The following is a 16,727-nucleotide window of genomic DNA, read 5'->3' as shown; positions in this document are numbered from 1 at the left end:
ACATTTCGTCACCTGACGTGCACCGACACGTCACAGCGGCGACGCCGATCGGTACATCGACTGCGCGACGTTGTTGACATGAGCATTGCTTCTGTCCTGATAGCCAGCGACCAGCCGGAGGCGATCGGTTCGTCCGCACCGCGCTACTCGCTGCTGCTGGCCACCGACACCGATTCGATCGAGGCGGCGCAACGGCTCCGCTACGACGTGTTCACCAGCACACCGGGCTTCGCGCTGCCGACGGCCGACCACGTCGACGCGGACCGCTTCGACGAATACTGCGATCACCTGCTGGTCCGCGACGACGACACAGGTGAGCTGGTGGGTTGTTACCGGATGTTGGCGCCGGCCGGGGCGATCGCGGCCGGGGGGCTTTACACCGCAACGGAATTCGACGTGCGCGCCTTCGACCCGCTGCGGTCGTCGCTGGTGGAGATGGGGCGCGCCGTGGTGCGCGACGGTCACCGCAACGGCGGCGTGGTGCTGCTGATGTGGGCGGGCATCCTGGCCTACCTGGACCGCTACGGCTACGACTACGTGACGGGCTGCGTGTCGGTGCCCATCGGCGCCGAATCGGACGGTGACGTGCCGGGCAGCCAGCTGCGCGGCGTCCGCGACTTCATCCTGAGCCGGCACGCCGCGCCGCCGCAGTACCGCGTCCAGCCGCACCTGCCGGTGCGCGTCGACGGGCGGGCCCTCGATGAGATTCCCGCGCCGCCGCGGCCGTCGGTTCCGGCGCTGATGCGTGGCTACCTGCGGTTGGGCGCGCAGGTCTGCGGCGAGCCGGCGCACGACCCGGATTTCGGCGTGGGTGACTTCTGCGTGCTGCTGGACAAACGACGGGCCGATACCCGATATCTCAAGCGGCTGCGGTCGGTGTCGGCGGCTTCTCAGATGGCCGCTGAGATGGCCGGCGCACGATGACCGCCGCCCACGCCTGGCTGCCCCGCGCGACGTGCGACAGCAGCTGCGTGGGTGTGGGCACCGCGTCGTCGCGGTGGCGGGAGGTGCTGCGGGTGACGCTTCGCGTCATGTTGGCCGTGTTGCTGGCGCCCGGGGTGCCGCTGGCGCTGGTGCCGCTGCCGGGCCAGCTGCGGCTACAGCGCTTCTATTGCCGCGCGGTGCTGCGCTGTTTCGGCGCGCGGATTCGGGTGTCGGGCAGCCCGATTCGCAACCTGCGCGGAGTGCTGGTGGTCAGCCCGCACATGTCCTGGCTGGACGTCTTCGCCATCGGTTCGGTGATGCCGGGGGCGTTCGTGGCCCGCGCGGACATGTTCACCGGACCCCTGGCGCGCATGCTCAAGATCATCCCCATCGAGCGGGCCAGTCTGCGGCGGCTGCCTGGGGTGGTCGACACCGTCGCGGATCGGCTGCGTGCCGGTCAGACCGTGGTGGCCTTCCCCGAAGGCACTACCTGGTGCGGTGTCGCCTGTGGGTCCTTCTATCCGGCGATGTTCCAGGCCGCGATCGACGCCGGCCGCCCGGTGCAGCCGATTCGGTTGACCTACCACCACGCCGACGGCGCCGTTTCCACCGCCCCGGCCTTCGTCGGCGACGACACCCTGTGGCGGTCGATCTGCCGGTTGCTCACCGTGCGCCGCACCTGGGCGCATGTTCACGTCGAATCCCTGCAGCTACCGGGCGCCGATCGGCGGGCGCTGGCCCGCCGCTGCCAGTGGGCCGTGGGTGTCGGAGTGTCGCGGCGCCCGGAGCAGCAGTCGGGTCGGGGCCACGTGCTGGTGGCTTCCTAGGTTCGGGGCAGCCCTGGCCTGCAGGTATCGTGGGGCGGGTCATGGTCTATCTCGATCACGCCGCGACGACCCCGATGCACCCCGCCGCCATCGAGGCGATGACGGCTGCGCTGGGCACCGTGGGCAACGCCTCCTCGCTGCACACCAGCGGCCGCGCGGCGCGGCGCCGGATCGAGGAATCGCGCGAGCTGATCGCCGAGAAGCTGGGCGCGCGCCCGTCGGAGGTGATCTTCACCGCGGGCGGCACCGAGAGCGACAACCTGGCCGTCAAGGGGATCTATTGGGCCCGGCGGGGAGCCGAGCCACGCCGTCGGCGCATCGTCACCAGTGAGGTCGAACACCACGCCGTGCTCGACTCGGTGAACTGGCTCGTCGAACACGAGGACGCCGAAGTGACCTGGCTACCCACCGCGCCCGACGGGTCGGTGTCGGCGGCCGCGCTGCGCGAGGTCCTTACCCGCCATGACGACGTCGCGCTGGTGTCGGTGATGTGGGCCAACAATGAAGTCGGCACAGTCATGCCGGCCGCCGAACTCGCGGCCGTCGCAGCCGAATTCGGCGTCCCGATGCACAGCGACGCCATTCAGGCAATCGGGCAGCTGCCCGTCGATTTCACCGCTAGCGGACTATCGGCGATGAGCGTGGCCGCACACAAGTTCGGCGGTCCGCCGGCGGTGGGCGCGTTGCTGCTGCGGCGGGACGTCGCCTGTGTACCGCTGTCGCATGGCGGTGGGCAGGAGCGCGACATCCGTTCCGGCACACCCGATGTGGCCGGTGCCGTCGGAATGGCGGCGGCGGCCCGGATCGCGGTGGACGGGCTCGCCGCCAACGGTGCGCGGCTGCGAACGTTGCGCGATCGACTGGTCGAGGGCGTACTCACCGGCATCGACGACGTCGTCGTCAACGGCGCCGCCGACCCGTTGCGGCTTCCGGGCAACGCGCACTTCACCTTCCGCGGCTGCGAGGGCGATGCGCTGCTGATGCTGTTGGACGCCAACGGGATCGAGTGCTCGACCGGCTCGGCGTGCACCGCCGGTGTCGCGCAGCCGTCACACGTGCTGATCGCGATGGGCGCCGATCCGGCCAGCGCCCGCGGCTCATTGCGTCTTTCGCTGGGGCACACCAGTGTGGACGCCGACATCGACGCCGTGTTGGGCGTGCTGCCCGGCGCAGTCGACCGGGCCCGGCGCGCGGCCCTGGCGGCGGCGGGAGCGGGTCGATGAAAGTCCTCGCTGCGATGAGCGGTGGCGTCGACTCGTCGGTCGCGGCCGCACGCATGGTCGACGCCGGGCACGATGTGGTCGGCGTGCACCTGGCGCTGTCGAGTGCGCCCGGTACGCTGCGCACCGGCTCACGCGGATGCTGCTCAAAAGAAGACGCCTCCGACGCGCGCCGAGTGGCCGACGTGCTCGGAATCCCGTTCTACGTATGGGATTTCGCGGAGCGGTTCAAAGCGGACGTGATCGACGATTTCGTGTCGTCGTATGCCCGGGGGGAGACCCCCAACCCCTGCGTGCGGTGCAATCAGCGCATCAAGTTCTCGGCTCTGTCCGCGAGAGCCCTCGCGTTGGGCTTCGACACGGTGGCAACCGGGCACTACGCCCGACTGTCGCAGGGGCGGCTGCGTCGCGCCGTCGACGAGGACAAGGACCAGTCCTATGTGCTCGCCGTGTTGACGGCCGAGCAGTTGCGCCACGCCGCATTCCCGATCGGCGACACACCCAAACCGCAGATCCGCGCCGAGGCCGCCCGCCGCGGCCTGGCGGTCGCCGACAAGCCGGACAGCCACGACATCTGCTTCATCCCGTCCGGCGACACCCGCGCGTTTCTGGGAGAGCGCATCGGGGTGCGCCGCGGCGCGGTGGTCAACGCAGACGGCGCGGTGCTGGCCATGCACGACGGCGTGCACGGTTTCACCATCGGCCAGCGCAAAGGCCTGGGCATCGCCGGGCCGGGACCCGATGGCCGGCCGCGCTACGTGACGGCGATCGATGCCGACACCGCGACCGTGCACGTGGGTGCGGCCGACGACCTCGACGTGGTTGCGTTGCGGGGACGGGCGCCGGTCTTCACCGCGGGGGCCGCATTCTCGGGTCCCGTCGAGTGCGCGGTTCAGGTGCGCGCCCACGGCGAAACCGCCAGTGCGGTAGCCGAATTGGTCGGCGACGAGCTCGACGTGCGGTTGCGTACCCCGCTGCGCGGCGTGGCGCCCGGGCAGACGCTGGTGATGTATCGCCCGGACCCCGGCGGCGACGAGGTGCTGGGCAGCGCCACCATCACCGGCACCCGCGGCTAGCCCGGCACGTTGGCGACGATGTTGGTCATCACGATGTCCGACACCGTCTGCGGGAATCCGCAGAACGTGACCTCCAGCAGGGCCACCGACAGCACCCGGTAGTCGCGACCGCAGCCGCCGGGCCGCATGTGCAGCGAGTTGGCGTCGGCCTTCCACTCGCCGACGAACATTTGACCGGCCACCCCGTCCGCGCAGTTTCCGACGGTCTTCACCAGCGCACCGAACGCACCCCGCGCGCCGTCGGGGTCTCGATAGGCCGCGGCGCCCTCGGAGATCAGCGCACCGTCGGGCGGGTCCTGGAAGGTGGTCTTGTGGAATTCCTGAATGTCGGGCCCGAACGTCGCAGTCTCGGCGAACAGGAACCGGCACTCCCGCGGGGTGTTATCGGCCAGCGCGTCGATGTCCACCGGAGACGTGTCGTCCATCGTGGGGATGATCGTCAGGTGCTGGCCGGCGCCGGTAATCGCTTGCATGCGTGGCTGATCCAGCAGGATGGTGTCGACATTGACGCCCTGCACACCCCGGTGGGGGGCGCCGAATCCCGGCACCGCGGTGCCGCCGACCACCCGGGTGCACGCCGCGATCAGCAGCGCCGCGCCGCACAACAGCAGCGGGCGCGCCAATCCCCGGATCTGCGACACCGTTTGCACGTACCTCTCTCGCTCGAACCTACTCGACCGGCCCCGCGGCAGACACCCCCTGGCCGGCGTCCCGCGACGCGAGGTCGAATACGGTTGCCGGGTGAGTGTTTTCGGCACCGCGTTCGCCAGGGCCAGCGGCGTCGGGTCGTGGCCCGGCATCCAGGCGCGCCAGGCCGCCGAGGTCGTCGTCGGCGAGCTGGCGGACGCGCTGGCCCACATCGTCGAGTTGCCGGCCAGGGGAGTCGGCGCCGACATGCTTGGCCGCGCGGGCGCGCTCCTGGTCGACGTGGCCATCGACACCGCGCCGCGCGGCTATCGCATCGCCGCCCGGCCCGGGGCGGTGACACGCCGGGCCGTCAGCCTCCTCGACGAGGACATGGACGCCCTGGAGGAGGCGTGGGAGACCGCGGGCCTGCGCGGCGCCGGGCGCGTGGTCAAGGTGCAGGCGCCCGGGCCGATCACGCTGGCGGCCGAGCTCGAGCTGGCCAACGGCCACCGGGCGATCACCGATTCCGGCGCGGTGCGCGATCTGGCGGCCTCGCTGGCCGAAGGCGTCGGCTCGCATCGCGCGGCGCTGGCGCGGCGGCTCGACACACCGGTCGTGGTCCAGTTCGACGAACCCTCGCTGCCGGCGGCGTTGGGTGGGGAGCTGAGGGGGGTGACCGCGCTGAGCCCGGTCGCCGCGCTCGACGAGGCGGTCGCCGGCGCGCTGCTCGATACGTGCGTCGCGGCGGTGGGCGCCGGAACTGCGGGCGCTGGGGTGCTGGTGCACAGCTGCGCACCCGGGTTGCCGTGGAATCTGTTGCAGCGCAGCACCATTGGCGCCGTATCGGTGCAAGCCGACACGTTGCGGGCCGCGGACCTGGACGGCGTCGCGGCATTCGTCGAATCTGGACGCACCGTCATGCTCGGCGTGGTCCCCGTGCGGCAACCGGACAAGAAGCCGTCGGCGGAAGAGGTCGCCGCCGCGGTCGTCGCGGTGACCGATCGGCTCGGATTCGACCGCGCGGCGCTGCGCGACCGCATCGGTGTCACCCCCGCCTGCGGCCTGGCGACGGCCACGCCGCAGTGGGCCCGCACCGCGATCGGGCTGGCCCGCAAGGCCGCCGACGCGTTCGCCGAAGACCCGGACGCGATCACATAGGCAACCAATTGGTTGCATATCGCGCCACCGTGTGCTTGGCTGAAAGGCAACTAGGAGGTTGCATATGAGTACCGATCGAATCCAGAAGCAAGCACTGTTGCGAGCACCGCTGGACCGGGTGTGGCGGGCCATCACCGACGCCGAGGAGTTCGGGCGCTGGTTCGGCGTCCGCTTCGACGGGCCCTTCGTCGAGGGCAAGCCCGTCGGCGCGACGATCACCCCGACCACCGTCGATGAAGAGGTCGCCAAGCGCCAGCAGCCGCATGCCGGGACCCGCTCCACGTGGCAGATCGTTGCCATCGAACCGCAGCGGCGGTTCGCCTACCGCTGGCATCCGTTTGCCGTCGACCCGAACGTTGACTACGACCAAGAACCGACCACGCTGGTCGAGTTCGCCCTGTCGGAGACGCCCGACGGTGTGCTGCTCACCATCACCGAATCCGGTTTCGACGCCATCCCCGAGACGCGCCGCTTCGCGTCGTACGACGCCAACTCCGAGGGCTGGGGGATTCAGGCCGACCTGGTTCGCAGATACGCCGAAGGCCTGCGGGTGTGACCGCACAGCTTTCGGTCGGCGCGCCGGTTTTCGACGCGCTCGGGGACCCCAATCGGCTGCGCATCATCGTTCGGCTCTGCGATCTCGGTCCGAGTTCGACATCGCAAGTCATCAGCGTCATTCCGGTTACCCGGCAGGCGGCCAGCAAGCATCTGCAGCTGCTCGAATCGGTCGGTTTGGTCGCCAGCAGCCGGCGGGGTCGCGAGCGCATCTGGACCGTGCAGACCGAGCCACTGGCCCGGGCCAGTGACTACCTGAACCAGTTGTCGCGGCGCTGGGATGCCGCGGCGGACCGGTTGCGGGCTTTCGTCGAACGGGAGTGAACGGTCCGGTGCGCCAAGGCGTCGCAGACGCTGTCATCGCCCTTCGATAGCCTGCGAAGGTGAGCTCGCCAGAGGATGACCCCGTCCCATCCGAGGTACGGCGCCAGTGGCGTGAGCTGGCCGACGAGGTGCGCGAACACCAGTTCCGCTACTACGTGCGCGACGCGCCGATCATCTCCGACGCGGAATTCGACGACCTGCTGCGGCGGTTGGGCGCGCTGGAGGACGAGCATCCCGAACTGCGCACGCCCGATTCGCCCACCCAGCTTGTCGGCGGCGCGGGCTTCGCCACGGATTTCACGTCCGCCGAACATCTGGAGCGAATGCTGTCCCTGGACAACGTGTTCAGCACCGAAGAGTTCGACCTGTGGGCCGCCCGGGTCCGCGCCGAGGTCGGCAACGACGTCCCATTCCTGTGCGAGCTCAAAATCGACGGTGTCGCATTGGCTTTGGTCTACCGCAATGGCCGGCTGGTGCGCGCGGCCACCCGGGGCGACGGGCGCAGCGGCGAGGACGTCACGCTCAACGCGCGCACCATCGACGACGTGCCCGAGCGGCTGACGGGCGGCCACGGCTATCCGATACCCGACGTGCTCGAGGTGCGCGGCGAGGTGTTCTTCCGGCTCGACGATTTCGAAGCCCTCAACGCCGCACTGGTCGAGGACGGCAAGACGCCGTTCGCCAACCCGCGCAACAGCGCCGCGGGCTCGCTTCGCCAAAAGGACCCCGCGGTCACGGCCCGGCGCAAGCTCCGGATGATCTGCCACGGGGTCGGGCACACCGAAGGATTCCGGCCGGCCACCCTGCACGACGCGTACCTGGCGCTGGGGGCGTGGGGCCTGCCCGTCTCCGACCGCACCACCCGGGTCGAGGACGCGGCCGGTGCGCTCGAGCGCATCGCCTACTGGGGCGAGCACCGTCACGACGTGGATCACGAAATCGACGGTGTCGTAGTCAAAGTCGACGACGTGGCGCTGCAGCGCAGGCTCGGTTCCACGTCGCGCGCCCCGCGGTGGGCGATCGCCTACAAGTATCCGCCCCAGGAGGTGCAGACCGAGCTGCTCGACATCCGGGTCAACGTCGGCCGCACCGGGCGGGTCACGCCGTTCGCGTTCATGACGCCGGTTACCGTCTCCGGATCCACGGTGGGTCTTGCCACGCTGCACAACGCCGCCGAGGTCAAGCGCAAGGGGGTGCTGATCGGCGACACCGTGGTGATCCGCAAGGCCGGCGACGTGATTCCCGAAGTGCTGGGTCCCGTCGTCGACCTGCGCGACGGCTCGGAACGCGAATTCGTCATGCCCACAACGTGTCCCGAGTGCGGCACCACCCTGGCTCCCGCCAAGGAGGGCGACGCCGACATCCGTTGTCCCAACTCGCGCTCCTGCCCGGCGCAGCTGCGGGAGCGGGTGTTTCACGTCGCCGGTCGCGGCGCCTTCGACATCGAGGCGCTGGGATACGAGGCCGCCATCGCGCTGCTGCAGGCCGGAGTGATCTCCGACGAGGGAGACCTGTTCTCGCTCACCGAGGACGACCTGCTGCGCACCGAGTTGTTCACCACCAAGAGCGGCGCGGTGTCGGCCAATGGCAAGCGGCTGCTGGCCAACCTCGACAAGGCCAAGTCGCAACCGCTCTGGCGAGTGCTGGTCGCGTTGTCCATCCGGCATGTCGGCCCGACGGCCGCGCGCGCGCTGGCAACCGAATTCGGCGATCTGCAAGCCATCGAAGGGGCGTCGACCGAACAGCTGGCCGCCGTCGAGGGCGTGGGACCGACGATCGCCGCCGCCGTCACCGAGTGGTTCACCGTGGACTGGCACCGCGCGATCGTCGACAAGTGGCGGGCCGCCGGAGTGCGGATGGCAGACGAGCGCGACGCCAGCGTGCCGCGCACGCTGGAAGGCCTGACGGTCGTGGTTACCGGCTCGCTGCCGGGCTTTTCGCGTGACGACGCCAAGGAGGCCATCGTGTCGCGCGGCGGCAAGGCCGCGGGTTCGGTGTCGAAGAAGACTGACTATGTCGTTGCCGGCGACTCGCCGGGATCCAAATACGACAAGGCCGTCGAACTCGGTGTGCCGATCCTCGACGAGGACGGGTTTCGCCGGCTGCTCGAGGACGGACCGCCCGCGGGGGAGGAAACCGCCGAAGCGGCGGAGCGATAGGTACGGTACTGGACCGTACAGCCCCGGCGGGCCTAGTGTGTGCGCTATGACCCAGGCTGCCGATCGGTATGGCGAGCCATCACCGTGGTCGGCCCGCGAAGCCGAGTTGCTTGCGGTGACGTTGCGGCTGCTGCAGGAGCACGGCTATGACCGGTTGACGGTGGACGAGGTGGCCAGCGCCGCCCGCGCCAGCAAGGCCACCGTGTATCGGCGCTGGCCGTCGAAGGCCGAACTGGTGCTGGCCGCCTTCATCGAGGGCATCCGTCAGGTCGCGGTCGCGCCGGAGACCGGCACGTTGCGGGGCGACTTGCTACGGCTGGGTGAGGTCTGCTGTCAGGAGACACGCCAGCTCGCCAGCACGATCCGCGCGGTGATGGTCGAGGTGTCGCGCAACCCGGCACTCAACGAGGTGATGCAACGTCAATTCATCGATCAGCGCAAGGCCTTGATACGGCACGTGCTGCAACAGGCCGTCGATCGTGGCGAGATCGCCCAGGAGGCCATCAACGACGAACTCTGGGATCTACTGCCCGGCTACCTCATCTTCCGGTCCATCATGCCGGGCCGGCCGCCCACCCGTCGCACCGTGCAGGTTCTCGTCGACGACGTCCTTCTGCCCGGGCTCACCCGATTCGGACGATGAATGTGTACGCTCGCGTCTCTTGTGCAGTACGGTTCAGTACCGTACTGTCAGAGCTATCCATCGACCGCGAAGCGCCGGCAGCCGCCCTAGCATCGAGGTCGACCGTATCGCCCGATGATCGAAAGGCTAACGGGTGAAGGGGATTTCGATTGCTACCGTCGTCAGACGCGGCTGGATGGTCCTGGTCGCCGCGCTGGTGGTCGCCCTCGTGGGATTTGCGATCTACCGCCTGCACGGAATCTTCGGCTCGCACTACAGCACAACGGCCAATAGCGGCCTCGCCAATGAGATCGTCCCGTTCAATCCCAAGCAGGTGGTCCTCGAGGTCTTCGGCTCGCCGGGCGCGGTGGCCACCATCAACTACCTTGACGTCAACGCCCAGCCGCAGGAAGTCAAGAACGCGCCCCTGCCATGGTCGTACACGATCACCACGACCGAGCCCGCGGTCGTGGGCAACGTTGTGGCGCAGGGAAATGGCGACACCCTCGGGTGCCGCATCACCGTCAACGGGGAAGTCAAAGCCGAACGCACCGTCAACAAAGTCGACGCCTACACCTTCTGCCTGGATAAGTCTGGATAAGTCTGGATGAGCAACCATCAACAGTCGCGGCCTCGGGTGCCGCACACCATCCGCCGGCTTGCGCTGCCGATCCTGTTGTTCTGGGTGGCGCTGGCCGCCATCACCAACGTTGCGGTGCCGCAGCTGGAAGACGTTGGTAAAACACACAATGTGGCGCTGAACTCGCCCGACGCGCCATCGCTGAAGGCGATCAAGCGCATCGGCCAAGCGTTCCACGAGTTCGACACCGACAGCTCGGCGATGATCGTGCTCGAAGGCGACAAGCCGCTCGGCGCGGACGCCCACCAGTTCTATGACGCGATGATCCGCAAGCTCGAGCAGGACAAGAAGCACGTCGAGCACGTCCAGGACTTCTGGGGAGACACCCTGACCGCGGCCGGATCCCAGAGCACGGACGGCAAGGCCGCCTACGTCCAGCTGTTTCTCGCGGGCAATCAAGGCTCGGCATTGGCCAATGAGGGCGTGGGCGCCGTCCGCGACATCGTCGAGCACATGCAACCACCGCCGGGTGTCAAAGCCTATGTCACCGGCGCGGCGCCACTGATCTCCGATCAGTTCGACGTCGGCAGCAAGGGCACCGCAAAGGTCACCGCGATAACCATCGGGGTGATCGCGCTGATGTTGTTCTTCGTGTATCGCTCCATCCTCACGACGCTCCTCGTGCTCTTCACGGTGCTCATCGAGATGTCCGCCGCCCGTGGGCTCGTCGCGTTTCTCGGCAACGAAGGAATAATCGGGCTGTCGACGTACGCAACGAATCTGCTGACGTTGCTGGTCATCGCCGCCGGAACGGATTACGCGATATTCTTCGTCGGCCGATATCAAGAAGCGCGCGGGTCCGGCGAGGACAAGGAAACCGCGTACCACACGATGTATCACGGAACGGCCCACATCGTCTTGGGTTCGGGCCTGACCGTTGCCGGCGCTGTGGCTTGCCTCAGCTTTACCCGGCTGCCCTACTTCCAAAGTCTGGGAATCCCTGCCGCGCTGGGCATTCTCGTCGCGCTGGCCGCCTCGCTTACCCTCGGCCCGGCCGTGCTTACCCTGGGCGCGTTGGTGGGCATCTTCGAGCCGAAGCGCGCGATGCGAACCCGGGGATGGCGACGGATCGGCACGGCCATCGTCCGCTGGCCCGCTCCCGTCCTCACCGCGGCGTGCGCGTTGGCCCTGGTGGGTCTTCTCGCGCTGCCCGGATACAAGACGAGTTACGACACCCGTCCCTACATGCCCCAAAGCGCGCCGGCCAATGTCGGTTACACCGCGGCCGAGCGGCATTTTTCCCGCGCCCGGCTGGAGCCCGAATTGTTGATGGTCGAAACGGATCACGACATTCGTAACCCGGCCGACATGCTCATCCTGGACCGGGTGGCCAAGGCGGTGTTCCACGTGCCCGGCGTCGCGCAGGTCCAGACCATCACCCGCCCGCTGGGAACGCCGATCGACCACAGCTCGCTTGCCTTTGTGGTCAGCAATCAGAGCGCGGCCCAGCAGCAAAACCTGACGTATCAGCGAGAGCGGGCCGACGACCTACTCAAGCAGGCCGGCGAATTGTCGAAGACGATCAACATTTTGCGGCAGCAGTACGTGCTGCAGCAGCAGCTGGCCGCCGCCACCCACAGCGAAACCCAAAGCTTTCACGACACGGTCGACACAATCAGGGACCTGCGCGACAAGATCGCGAATTTCGACGACTTCTTCAGGCCGATCCGCAGCTATTTCTACTGGGAGAAGCACTGCTTCGACATCCCCGCCTGCTGGGCGATCAGGTCAGTTCTGGACGCCCTGGACGGCATCGATCAGCTCACCGAAAAATTCGAAAACCTCACGGCCACTTTGGATAAGCTCGACGAGCTGCAGCCGAAACTGGTGGCACTCATACCGCCGCAGATCGACAGCCAGGAGACCAATCGCGCATTGACGTTGGCGAGCCATGCGACGCAGTCCGGTATCAACGCGCAGACGCAGTCGGCGATCGACAACGCGACGGCGCTGGGGCGCGCGTTCGATGCCGCAAAGAACGATGACAGCTTCTACCTGCCTCCCGAGGTTTTCGACAATCCCGATTTCAAGCGCGGGCTGAAACTGTTCGTCTCGCCCGACGGCAAGGCGGCCCGGATGATCGTCACCCATGACGGCGATCCCGCTACGCCGGAAGGCATCTCACACATCGACCCGATCACCAAGGCCGCGCACGAGGCCCTGAAGGGCACGCCCATGGCCGGTGCCAAGGTCTACGTCGGCGGCACCGCGGCCACGTACAAGGACATCCAGGACGGCGCCAAGTACGACCTGATGATCGTGGCGCTCGCCGCACTGAGCCTGATATTGCTGATCATGATGATCATCACGCGGAGTCTGGTCGCCGCGCTGGTCATCGTTGGTACGGTTGCGCTTTCGCTGGGCGCGTCGTTCGGGCTCTCGGTGCTGGTCTGGCAGTACATCTTTGGGGTCCAGCTGTACTGGGTGGTGCTGGCGCTGGCGGTGATCCTGCTGCTGGCCGTGGGATCCGACTACAACCTGCTGTTGATTTCGCGGTTCAAGGAAGAGATCCATGCCGGGTTGAAGACCGGGATCATTCGGGCGATGGCCGGCTCCGGGTCGGTGGTCACCTCCGCCGGCATCGTCTTCGCCGTCACCATGTGTGCGTTCGTGTTCAGCGGTTTCCAGGTCCTCGGTCAGATCGGGACCACGATCGGCCTCGGCCTGTTGTTCGACACGCTGATCGTGCGTTCCTTCATGACACCGTCCGTCGCAACGCTTTTGGGTCGCTGGTTCTGGTGGCCGCAACGGGTGCGCCCGCGCCCGGCCAGCACCATGCTGCGGCCATACGGGCCGCGTTCGGCGGTGCGTCAATTGCTGCTGTGGGAGGACGGCGACCCGGCCGCGCCCAAATCCCCTGCGGTGGCTCGATAATTCAGCGCAACATGGTGGCCACGATTCCGGCGAGGTAGCCCAGCCGGGCCACCTCCGAGGGCCGGAACTCGGGGCCCGGACGGCCCAGCACCACCGCGGTGTGCGGATCGCCCAACGGCGCGGCGACCATCGTGGTGTCCATCTCGCGCCATGCCTGCGGCACCCACTCGGCGTTGCCGTCGAGCGTCACGGCCCGCTCGATCGGCAGCCACGGCGCCGAATCCGCTTTGGTTTCCGGGGCACCGGGGCTGGCCGCGAGGCGATGCAGCTCGCCATCGGAACCCCGCACCACCGCGCACCAGCTCACCCGTAGCACCTTGGGCGCCCCGTCGACCAGAACCTGCAGCCGGGACGCGTTGTCTGCGGCCGCGGCGACTTGGTCGAGCAGCTCCAGCTCGCGGTGCGCTTCGAGCAGGCCGGTGTGCGGACGCACGCTGTCCACCCGGACCCCGGGCAGCGATTCGGCGGCGGTGATCAAGGTGTCGGGCATCGCCCCGAGCGGCAGCTCGATGACCAGGTCGTCGGTCGCATAGCCCGAGCTGCGCTCCACCACGTCGAGCGACAGAATGTCGGCGCCCACCGAACCCAGCGCGACCGCGAGCGAGCCCAGGCTGCCCGGGCGGTCCAGCAGCTCGATGCGCAACAGATACGACGGCACGCGCCCACTTTGGCACAGCGGGGCGCCGGCGGCATTTCGGCCGGCGGGCGCGACCGGCCCGAAAGCGGCACGTCCGCGCCTAGGTAGGCTTTTCGCTCGTGTCCCAGATCTCCCGCGACGAGGTTGCGCACCTTGCCAGGCTGGCCCGGCTGGCATTGAGCGACGCCGAGCTGGACAGTTTCGCCGGTCAGCTCGACGCCATCCTGACCCACGTCAGCCAGATCCAGGCGGTCGACGTCGCCGGCGTCGAAGCGACCGACAACCCGCTCAAGGACGTCAACGTCACGCGCCCGGACGAGACGGCGCCGTGCCTCACCCAGGAGCAGGCGCTGGCCGAGGCGCCCGAAGCCGTCGACGGCCGCTTCGCCGTCCCGCAGATCCTGGGAGAGGCCCAGTGACCGAGCTCATCCGTTCCGACGCCGCGACGCTGGCCGCCAAGATCGCCGCCAAGGAGGTCTCGTCGGTAGAACTCACCCAGGCCTGCCTGGACCAGATCGCGGCAACCGACGAGCAGTACGGTGCGTTTTTGCACGTCGCCGCGGACGCGGCGCTGTCGGCCGCGGCGGCCGTCGACAAGGCGCTGGCCGCGGGCGAAGAACCGCCGTCGGCGCTGGCCGGGGTTCCGCTGGCGCTCAAGGACGTGTTCACGACCACCGACATGCCGACGACCTGCGGCTCCAAGATCCTCGAGGGCTGGCGCTCGCCGTACGACGCCACGGTCACCGAGCGGCTGCGGGCCGCCGGCATCCCGATCCTGGGCAAGACCAACATGGACGAGTTCGCGATGGGCTCCTCGACCGAGAACTCCGCCTACGGCCCGACGCGCAACCCGTGGAACATCGAGCGGGTGCCCGGCGGCTCCGGCGGGGGCAGCGCGGCGGCGCTGGCGGCGTTCCAGGCGCCGCTGGCCATCGGATCCGACACCGGCGGCTCGATCCGTCAGCCGGCCGCGCTGACCGCGACCGTCGGTGTCAAACCCACCTACGGCACGGTGTCCCGCTACGGGCTGGTGGCCTGCGCGTCGTCGCTCGACCAGGGCGGCCCGTGCGCGCGCACGGTGCTCGACACCGCGCTGCTGCACCACGTGATCGCCGGGCACGATGTCCGCGATTCGACGTCCGTCGACGCCGAGGTGCCCGACGTGGTGGGCGCCGCGAGAGCCGGTGCCGGCGGTGACCTGAAAGGCGTGCGGATCGGGGTGGTGCGCCAGCTGCACAGCGGCGAGGGCTACCAGCCGGGGGTGCTGTCGTCGTTCGAGGCCGCGGTCGAGCAGCTGCGGACCCTGGGCGCCGAGGTGAGCGAAGTCGACTGTCCCCATTTCGATTACGCGCTGCCCGCCTACTACCTGATCCTGCCGTCGGAGGTGTCGAGCAACCTGGCGCGCTTCGACGCGATGCGGTACGGCCTGCGCGTCGGTGACGACGGCACGCACAGCGCCGAGGAGGTGATGGCGCTGACCCGGGCCGCCGGCTTCGGCCCGGAGGTCAAGCGGCGCATCATGATCGGCACCTACGCGCTCTCGGCGGGCTATTACGACGCCTACTACAACCAGGCGCAGAAGGTCCGCACGTTGATCGCGCGCGACCTCGACGAGGCCTACCGATCCGTCGACGTTCTGGTGTCGCCGGCGACCCCGACCACCGCGTTCGGCCTGGGGGAGAAGGTCGACGATCCGCTGGCGATGTACCTGTTCGACCTGTGCACGCTGCCGCTGAACCTGGCCGGCCATTGCGGCATGTCGGTGCCGTCGGGGCTGTCCCCGGATGACGGCCTGCCGGTGGGCCTGCAGATCATGGCGCCGGCATTGGCGGACGATCGGCTCTACCGAGTGGGCGCGGCCTACGAGGTCGCCCGCGGACCCCTGCCGTCGGCCATCTGAGATCCCGCCCTCATGCCCGGCAGGGCAAGATAAGGGCATGCGGATCGGAATTCTCACCGGGGGCGGCGACTGCCCGGGGCTCAACGCCGTCATCCGGGCGGTGGTGCGCACCTGCGACTCCCGATACGGCTCGTCGGTGGTCGGATTCCAAGACGGTTGGCGCGGGTTGCTGGAGAACCGGCGCATGCAGTTGGCCAACGACGACCGCAACGACCGGCTGCTGGCCAAGGGCGGAACGATGCTGGGCACCGCTCGCGTTCACCCCGACAAACTGCGGGCCGGACTGAACCAGATCAAACAGACGCTGGACGACAACGGCATCGACGTACTCATCCCGATCGGCGGCGAGGGCACCCTGACGGCCGCGCACTGGCTGTCCGAGGAGAACGTGCCCGTCGTCGGGGTGCCGAAAACCATCGACAACGACATCGATTGCACCGACGTGACTTTCGGCCACGACACCGCGCTAACGGTGGCCACCGACGCCATCGACCGGTTACACAGCACCGCCGAATCACACCAGCGCGTGATGCTGGTGGAGGTGATGGGCAGGCATGCCGGATGGATCGCGCTGAACGCCGGGCTGGCCTCCGGCGCGCACATGACGCTCATCCCGGAACAGCCCTTCGATGTCGAGGAGGTGTGCCGACTCGTCAAAAGGCGCTTCCAGCGCGGGGATTCGCACTTCATCTGCGTGGTTGCCGAGGGAGCCAAGCCCATCCCCGGCTCGATTGCGTTGCGCGAAGGCGGAATTGACGAGTTCGGCCATGAGCGCTTCACGGGCGTGGCCGCCCAGCTGGGCGCCGAGGTCGAAAAGCGGATCAACAAGGAGGTGCGCGTGACCGTGCTGGGCCACGTCCAGCGGGGCGGCACCCCGACGGCCTACGACCGCGTGCTGGCGACCCGGTTCGGAGTGAACGCCGCTGACGCCGCACATGCCGGCGAGTATGGCCAGATGGTGTCGCTGCGCGGCCAGGACATCGGCCGGGTGCCGCTCGCGGATGCCGTCCGCCAGCTCAAGCTGGTGCCCGAGAGCCGCTACGACGACGCTGCCGCCTTCTTCGGCTAAGTGGCGAACCGCTCGCCCGGATCCGCTGTCGAGATCGTTCGCTCCCGGTAAGCAGCACATTTTCGTGGTTTAGCCGGATGTCCTCAGCGGCTATACCGGGGTATGAGCAACCGCG

The 16,727-nt window shown here is 68.5% G+C and carries 16 protein-coding genes; 14 read left to right on the top strand and 2 right to left on the bottom strand.

Annotated elements, in window-relative coordinates; translation table 11 throughout:
• The first annotated feature begins 78 nt into the window (after positions 1-78).
• The 4 genes from A5747_RS16180 to mnmA are packed head-to-tail and all read left to right on the top strand — an operon-like array spanning position 79 to position 4,047.
• Positions 79-924, top strand: coding sequence for a GNAT family N-acetyltransferase (locus A5747_RS16180; protein WP_076125968.1), 846 nt, complete (start codon positions 79-81; stop codon positions 922-924).
• Positions 921-1,751, top strand: coding sequence for a 1-acyl-sn-glycerol-3-phosphate acyltransferase (locus A5747_RS16175; RefSeq protein WP_076125966.1), 831 nt, complete (start codon positions 921-923; stop codon positions 1,749-1,751). The genes A5747_RS16180 and A5747_RS16175 overlap by 4 nt, the downstream gene beginning before the upstream one ends.
• A 41-nt stretch (positions 1,752-1,792) precedes the next feature.
• The gene (locus A5747_RS16170) at positions 1,793-2,974 is read left to right on the top strand and encodes a cysteine desulfurase family protein (protein WP_076125963.1); all 1,182 of its coding nucleotides are present in this window, start codon (positions 1,793-1,795) and stop codon (positions 2,972-2,974) included.
• The gene (gene mnmA, locus A5747_RS16165) at positions 2,971-4,047 is read left to right on the top strand and encodes a tRNA 2-thiouridine(34) synthase MnmA (protein ID WP_076125961.1); all 1,077 of its coding nucleotides are present in this window, start codon (positions 2,971-2,973) and stop codon (positions 4,045-4,047) included. Before A5747_RS16170 ends, mnmA begins: the two co-directional genes overlap by 4 nt.
• Here the strand turns inward: mnmA and A5747_RS16160 are convergent.
• The gene (locus tag A5747_RS16160) at positions 4,044-4,679 is read right to left on the bottom strand and encodes a sensor domain-containing protein (RefSeq protein WP_139333261.1); all 636 of its coding nucleotides are present in this window, start codon (positions 4,677-4,679) and stop codon (positions 4,044-4,046) included. The genes mnmA and A5747_RS16160 overlap by 4 nt on opposite strands.
• A 109-nt stretch (positions 4,680-4,788) precedes the next feature.
• Here A5747_RS16160 and A5747_RS16155 point away from each other — a divergent pair, with 109 nt between their 5' ends.
• The 7 genes from A5747_RS16155 (at position 4,789) to A5747_RS16125 (ending at position 13,006) form a co-directional block, all read left to right on the top strand.
• The gene (locus A5747_RS16155) at positions 4,789-5,832 is read left to right on the top strand and encodes a methionine synthase (RefSeq protein WP_076125958.1); all 1,044 of its coding nucleotides are present in this window, start codon (positions 4,789-4,791) and stop codon (positions 5,830-5,832) included.
• A 64-nt stretch (positions 5,833-5,896) separates the two neighbouring features.
• Positions 5,897-6,388, top strand: coding sequence for an SRPBCC family protein (locus A5747_RS16150; protein ID WP_076125955.1), 492 nt, complete (start codon positions 5,897-5,899; stop codon positions 6,386-6,388).
• A complete protein-coding gene (locus A5747_RS16145; RefSeq protein ID WP_076125953.1) occupies positions 6,385-6,711 on the top strand; it encodes a helix-turn-helix transcriptional regulator in 327 nt (108 codons plus the stop codon). The genes A5747_RS16150 and A5747_RS16145 overlap by 4 nt, the downstream gene beginning before the upstream one ends.
• A gap of 59 nt (positions 6,712-6,770) precedes the next feature.
• The gene (gene ligA, locus A5747_RS16140) at positions 6,771-8,870 is read left to right on the top strand and encodes an NAD-dependent DNA ligase LigA (RefSeq protein WP_076125950.1); all 2,100 of its coding nucleotides are present in this window, start codon (positions 6,771-6,773) and stop codon (positions 8,868-8,870) included.
• Positions 8,871-8,916: 46 nt separating this feature from the next.
• A complete protein-coding gene (locus A5747_RS16135) occupies positions 8,917-9,513 on the top strand; it encodes a TetR/AcrR family transcriptional regulator (RefSeq protein WP_076125948.1) in 597 nt (198 codons plus the stop codon).
• A 133-nt stretch (positions 9,514-9,646) separates the two neighbouring features.
• Complete coding sequence (locus A5747_RS16130) at positions 9,647-10,093, top strand: MmpS family transport accessory protein (protein WP_198938205.1); 447 nt, start codon at positions 9,647-9,649, stop codon at positions 10,091-10,093.
• Between the two features lie 6 nt (positions 10,094-10,099).
• A complete protein-coding gene (locus tag A5747_RS16125; protein ID WP_076125943.1) occupies positions 10,100-13,006 on the top strand; it encodes an RND family transporter in 2,907 nt (968 codons plus the stop codon).
• A gap of 1 nt (position 13,007) precedes the next feature.
• On the opposite strand, the gene A5747_RS16120 is transcribed toward A5747_RS16125, so the two are convergent.
• The gene (locus A5747_RS16120) at positions 13,008-13,664 is read right to left on the bottom strand and encodes an amino acid-binding protein (RefSeq protein WP_076125941.1); all 657 of its coding nucleotides are present in this window, start codon (positions 13,662-13,664) and stop codon (positions 13,008-13,010) included.
• A 98-nt stretch (positions 13,665-13,762) separates the two neighbouring features.
• Between A5747_RS16120 and gatC the strand changes: the two genes are divergently transcribed.
• Genes gatC through A5747_RS16105 form a run of 3 tightly spaced genes read left to right on the top strand, consistent with a single transcriptional unit; the run spans position 13,763 to position 16,612 of the window.
• On the top strand, positions 13,763-14,062 hold the full coding sequence (gene gatC, locus A5747_RS16115) for an Asp-tRNA(Asn)/Glu-tRNA(Gln) amidotransferase subunit GatC (RefSeq protein ID WP_076063264.1): 300 nt from the start codon (positions 13,763-13,765) through the stop codon (positions 14,060-14,062).
• Positions 14,059-15,543, top strand: coding sequence for an Asp-tRNA(Asn)/Glu-tRNA(Gln) amidotransferase subunit GatA (gene gatA, locus A5747_RS16110; RefSeq protein WP_076125938.1), 1,485 nt, complete (start codon positions 14,059-14,061; stop codon positions 15,541-15,543). The genes gatC and gatA overlap by 4 nt, the downstream gene beginning before the upstream one ends.
• A gap of 37 nt (positions 15,544-15,580) precedes the next feature.
• Positions 15,581-16,612, top strand: coding sequence for an ATP-dependent 6-phosphofructokinase (locus tag A5747_RS16105; protein ID WP_076063260.1), 1,032 nt, complete (start codon positions 15,581-15,583; stop codon positions 16,610-16,612).
• The last annotated feature ends 115 nt before the right edge of the window (positions 16,613-16,727 follow it).

The sequence above is a fragment of the Mycobacterium sp. IS-836 genome, from assembly GCF_001954275.1.
In the GTDB taxonomy this organism is placed as follows: Bacteria; Actinomycetota; Actinomycetes; order Mycobacteriales; family Mycobacteriaceae; genus Mycobacterium.
Note: the sequence above shows the minus strand (reverse complement) of the source record. Positions and strands in the feature narration are given on the sequence as shown.

Excerpts from the sequence above, each read along its gene's own strand:
- A5747_RS16180 (WP_076125968.1), top strand. The coding sequence starts at position 79 with ATGAGCATTGCTTCTGTCCTGATAGCCAGCGACCAGCCGGAGGCGATC.
- A5747_RS16175 (WP_076125966.1), top strand. The coding sequence starts at position 921 with ATGACCGCCGCCCACGCCTGGCTGCCCCGCGCGACGTGCGACAGCAGC.
- A5747_RS16170 (WP_076125963.1), top strand. The coding sequence starts at position 1,793 with ATGGTCTATCTCGATCACGCCGCGACGACCCCGATGCACCCCGCCGCC.
- mnmA (WP_076125961.1), top strand. The coding sequence starts at position 2,971 with ATGAAAGTCCTCGCTGCGATGAGCGGTGGCGTCGACTCGTCGGTCGCG.
- A5747_RS16150 (WP_076125955.1), top strand. The coding sequence starts at position 5,897 with ATGAGTACCGATCGAATCCAGAAGCAAGCACTGTTGCGAGCACCGCTG.
- A5747_RS16135 (WP_076125948.1), top strand. The coding sequence starts at position 8,917 with ATGACCCAGGCTGCCGATCGGTATGGCGAGCCATCACCGTGGTCGGCC.
- A5747_RS16125 (WP_076125943.1), top strand. The coding sequence starts at position 10,100 with ATGAGCAACCATCAACAGTCGCGGCCTCGGGTGCCGCACACCATCCGC.
- A5747_RS16105 (WP_076063260.1), top strand. The coding sequence starts at position 15,581 with ATGCGGATCGGAATTCTCACCGGGGGCGGCGACTGCCCGGGGCTCAAC.